The organism is Nonomuraea sp. NPDC050451, from assembly GCF_044458585.1.
The window spans coordinates 1-1879 of record NZ_JBITHZ010000106.1; the positions used below are offsets into that span (position 1 = coordinate 1).

At 71.2% G+C, this 1879-nt stretch carries 1 protein-coding gene; it reads right to left on the reverse strand.

Features of this window, described 5'->3' with window-relative positions; all coding sequences use genetic code 11:
• Positions 1-1879 (reverse strand): type I polyketide synthase (locus tag ACIBI9_RS67815; protein WP_397239671.1); only part of this gene is annotated, 1879 nt, incomplete at both ends.

The following is a 1879-nucleotide window of genomic DNA, read 5'->3' on the forward strand; positions in this document are numbered from 1 at the left end:
GTGGGGTGGTCGAAGACCAGGGTCGCGGGCAGCTTCATCCCGGCTGCTCGGCTGAGCCGGTTACGCAACTCCACAGAGGTCAGGGAGTCGAAACCGAGATCCTTGAACGGGCGCCCCGCCTGGATGGCCTCCCCGGAGGCGTGCCCCAAAACCGCTGCCGCTTCGGCGCATACCAGGGACACCAGCACGTGTTCCTGCTCGGCCGCCGGCAGCCCGGCCAGCCGCCGTTCCAGCGCCGACCCGCCACCGGAGACAGACTCGGTACGGGCGGTGCGACGCGCGGGCGTGCGAGCCAGCCCACGCAGGATGGCCGGGACGCCGTCGGGGCGGTTGCTGAGGGTACGGGTGTTGATGGGCAGAGGTACGAGGAAGGGCTCCGGCATGGTCAGAGCAGCGTCCAGGAGTTGCATGCCCTCGCTGGCACCCATGGCGGTGAACCCGGAACGGGACAGTCTCTCCAGGTCGAGTTCCGCCAACTGGTTGGTCATGCCACCCGTTTCCGGCGCCCACAATCCCCAGGCAAGGGACTGGGCGGGCAAGCCGGTGGTGTGGCGGTGGATGGCGAGCGCGTCGAGGAAGGCGTTGGCGGCCGAGTAGTTGCCCTGCCCGGCACTGTCCAGCGTGGCTGCCGAGGAGGAGTAGAGAACGAACGCGGCCAGGTCGAGGTGGCGGGTGGCCTGATGCAGGTGCCAGGCGGCGTCCGCCTTCGGCCGCAGCACCCCGTCGATCTTGTCCGAGGTGAGCGAGGTGACCACGCCGTCGTCGAGGACTCCGGCCGTGTGGAAGACCGCCGTAAGGGGATGCTCGGTGGGGATCCGGTCGAGCAGGGCGGCCACCTGTCGGGGGTCGGACAGATCGCACGCGGCGATGTCGACGGTTGCGCCGGCCGCTTCCAGGTCGGCTCGGAGCTGGTCGGCGTCGGGGGCCTGGTCTCCTCGGCGGGAGGCCAGGAGCAGACGCCGGGCCTGGCGCTCGCCGGCCAGGTGACGGGCCAGGATGGCTCCCAGACCGCCGGTGCCGCCCGTGATCAGCACGGTGCCGTCGGGGTCCAGGGCGCGGGGCATGGTGAGGATGATCTTGCCGGTGTGGCGGGCCTGAGCCATGTGCCGGAAGGCCTGGCGGGCCTGCTGCACCGGCCAGCACCGCACCGGCAGACCTGCCAACTCCTGGGAGGCGAACAAGCCCAGCAGCTCGCCCAGCATCTGCCCGACCCGCTCATGCCCGGCGTCCATCAGGTCGAAGCTGCGGTAACGGACATGGGGATAAGTGCCCGCCACGTCAGCCGGGTCACGCCGGTCGGTCTTGCCCATCTCGATGAACCGGCCACCCTCAGCAAGCAGGTCCAGCGACGCGTCGGTGAACGGGCCGGCCAGCGAGTTGAGCACCACATCCATCCCCGCCCCGCCCATCACCGTGGCGAAAGCGTCGGCGAAATCCAGATCCCGGGAGGAGGCGATGTGATCATCGGGCACGCCCAGAGCGCGCAGCAGGTGCTGCTTGCCGGGTGAGGCGGTGGCGAACACCTCCGCCCCCAAATGGCGGGCGATCTGGATGGCGGCCATGCCGACCCCGCCCGCGCCGGAGTGGATCAGGACGCGCTCGCCGCGGGTGAGTCCGGCCAGGTCGGCCAGCCCGTACCAGGCGGTCGCGAACGCCACCGTCACCCCGGCCCCTTGAGCGAACGACCAGCCCGCCGGCAGCCCCGCCAGCAACCGCTGATCGACCACCACCCGGGGACCGAACGCGGCCTCGCCCAGCCCCATCACCCGATCGCCGACCCGCACCCCTTCCACCCCGGGCCCGACCTCGGCCACGATGCCGGCGAACTCGCCGCCGATCGGCTCCCCCTGCTCGGGGACCATGCCCAAGGCCACGACCA